The following is a 3,072-nucleotide window of genomic DNA, read 5'->3' as shown; positions in this document are numbered from 1 at the left end:
GATCGGTGGAAATGTCAGCGGGGAAGGCTCCGTCGACAAGACCCTTCGCATCGAACACAAACCACGCTTTGCTGGGCAGGGGCAGGTGCGTCCACTCGCCTCCGAATTGCGTAATGCCGTGGCGATAGCCGACGTTTGCTCTCAGATCAGATTCGGGCGATGTTTGATTGTAGAGCAGGCAAGCGCCATCGTAATCCTGATAAAAGCGACGGCCGTTGGTGCCTACGGTTATGCCGTACTGTTTCGTCGTGAAACTGAACACAACGGAGATGAACTTGGTGTTGTCCCTATTTCGACACGACAGCCAGTATGAAGCGCCTGCATGCATGTGCCAGAAATCAGCACCGATCTTTGCGCAGGCCTTATGTCCGTCACCCGTGTTCGCGTTGCCCGCATAGGGGAAGGCTCCCGCCACGCCGGTATAGTCGAACAACATTTCTTGGTTGCTCTCAAAGCCACCGCAGCACATCACGACGCCCTTTTTGGCTCGGTAGTACTTTTTGTTCGCGTAGACACCGAGTATTTCTTTAGTGGCGGGATCCTGCACGAGGGAGTCGAGCGGGCAGGAGGTCTTGTAGGTAATAGTGTCTGATTCCTGTGCCAGATCGAGCAATGCCTTATGGAGGTGCTTGGCCTCGGGATTCTTCGTATCATGGTGCCACATGCCTATGTTTCCGCTCAAATGAGACTCGGGGTACTCATAGGTTTTGTCGGCGCCCGGAGCATCGATGATCATCCACTCTTCTTTGATTCCGATAGACTTCGACCATTCTATGTTCTCCTTGAGGCCGTCGGCATACGCTTTGAGGACGGGCTCGGGTGTGCAGTCTCCTGTCAGCCACTTCAGATATTCCAGTGCGGCATCTGCATCGTCTGCGTAGAGCATGTATCCGGCGCAAAAGGGACTGTTTCCGTTGGGCATCGCATCCTTTTCTATAAGCAGACACGTTTCGCCTTTTCCCTCACGGGCAACCGTAACAGCGGCAGAGAGCCCCGCGATGCCAGCTCCAACCACAATAACATCGTACTCGTCATCCCAGGCAACCTGAGATGCGTCGCTCGAAGCACCCTGTTTCGACGCGCAACCAGCTAGACCGAATACCGCGCTTCCCGCAACGGCAAGTCCTGCTCCTTTGAGAAAGTTCCTGCGCGAGGGTGCGAAGGAAAGATGGTTCTCGTTGTGTACTCCCTGTTTCATAAATACTCACTCCTTTATTCAGACGAATGAGCACCCACCGTTCTCCCTGTGTAGGTGCGAGTGCTATCGTGTTTTTTTGTCGCCTTGCAGACCATCACCCGAATGTCTCATATCTGTTGGCCGCATCCCCGAATCGGGTTATATTGCTTTTGTAGGCACCTGGTTTCCTAAACTACGAGGAACTGTCTGCGCAACTTTGCTATGCTGTGTTCTTCTTTGCGGCATCGAGCCAAAAGGAGGGGTCGATGGTTTTTTGCAGGTGTCGGCGCGACGGGGGCAAGGGATAACAATCTCGATTCAACAAAAAAATGTTGTGCTTGTTGTGCTGGGGACCCTCGGTTTTTCTGTCGTTGCAATTTGGTCTGACCTTTTAGGACATTCGTCGGGCTTTGCGCTTTCCACGTCAAGCATTCAGGCTCTAGGAAATGCTCGCATCTTTTTTCTTGTAGGGTTCACCGCTACTGCGGCCATGTCGATGTTCGTCCGTCACATCGGCGTACTCCAGGCTTCTTTTTTGCGCATGTTCTTTCCCAGTGTGAGCTGTGCAGGTACCTTGCTTTTCGGTCTTGCTTACAGCCAGCAATTCATGTCCTCTGAGGTACTTGCCATTGTCGGTCTCGCTATATGCGGAGTAGGCTATTACGGAATGGCGGTATCGTTTTTTATCGAACTAGCTAAAGCTCAACATTTCTCAACGGCGGTATGGGTTATAGCGGTGAGCCTTTTTCTGAAAACGGCACTGGGCGACGCCATAGGGTTCTCTGTCTCCGAGTCTGCCCAGGTCACTCTCACCACGTTGCTGCCCCTGGTTGCGCTCGTTTGCCTTGTGTGTATGCGCGCCGTGGGGACCGATGAATACCTACTCGCGTGTCAATCGAAGCCGCTCCCTAAAAAGAGTGCGCAGAATTTGATCTATTTTTTCGTATCCGCTTCAGTTATCGTTGCTGCTCTGCGCGGCTTCAGTCATCTTGGGCTGTGGGGAACGGGATACCTGGGCCCCTCTATTTCGTCTCTCGTTGGCTACTTGGTGGTAGGGTTGCTTCTGGCAAGTTTCACCTATCTTGCTTTGGTGCGCAATAGCGACAACCAGATGCTCAAGCGCTACCAACCGGCCTTCTTGGTGCTTATCAGTGGATTTCTCGTATACATTATTGTCAGTCAAGTCGATGCAACCACTATAAAGATCGAAGTCCTCATTGATTATTTCGTCTCGGCAGAACTGTTCGGGCATCTGCTTTTACGTTCCGTTGTTTTTACGGCAATACGCACCAACGTTATGGCTGGTTGGCGGATTCAGGGAATAGGCGACACAGCTTACGGCATCACCTCGATCGTTTGGGCTATTCTTTTGCAGGATGCCATCGTCAGTGTGCAGTTGCTTATTATCATCGCGCTATTCTTTTCCATGGCTGCGGCGGTGCGGCCGCTCAATAAAAATCCCTATGAAACAGAAATGGCGCTGTCCCCTTCGACAGGAGCCTCCTCTGAATCGGGGGCGAGTTCTATTGTTGCGTCCGCTAAGAGTCCGGAGACTTTGGGTGATCAGACAGATTTTTCCGAGAGTATTACACTCTTCCATCGCTATCTCGCGAAGAAGTTTTCCCTTTCCCCGCGTGAAACAGAGGTATTTCTTCTCGTGGCACAAGGCCGCAGTAGACCCTACATAAGCCAAACGATTTACTTGTCGGATGGTACCGTGAAAACGCATATCGCGCATATCTACAAGAAATTCAACGTGAGTTCAAGGCAGGAGTTGCTAACCGTAATCCAAGAGGCTCAGGGTACTTGGAAAAGACAAAAGGATATTGATGCGCAGACGGAATCTCTGTCTTGATAAGAGTTCGTAAGCGATATTTCTGATTGACTATATACTG

General features: G+C 51.5%; 2 protein-coding genes. One reads left to right on the top strand and one right to left on the bottom strand.

Features of this window, described 5'->3' with window-relative positions; translation table 11 throughout:
- The coding region (locus tag RR842_RS13300) for an FAD-dependent oxidoreductase (protein WP_332730073.1) at positions 1–1,198 on the bottom strand (1,198 nt) is incomplete at its 3' end.
- A 259-nt stretch (positions 1,199–1,457) separates the two neighbouring features.
- Between RR842_RS13300 and RR842_RS13295 the strand changes: the two genes are divergently transcribed.
- Positions 1,458–3,032 carry a helix-turn-helix transcriptional regulator gene (locus RR842_RS13295; protein WP_332554010.1) on the top strand — a complete coding sequence of 525 codons (1,575 nt, stop codon included), beginning with the start codon at positions 1,458–1,460 and terminating at the stop codon, positions 3,030–3,032.
- Positions 3,033–3,072 lie beyond the last annotated feature (40 nt).

Source organism: Gordonibacter sp., assembly GCF_036667095.1.
Classification (GTDB): Bacteria; Actinomycetota; Coriobacteriia; order Coriobacteriales; family Eggerthellaceae; genus Gordonibacter.
Note: the sequence above shows the minus strand (reverse complement) of the source record. Positions and strands in the feature narration are given on the sequence as shown.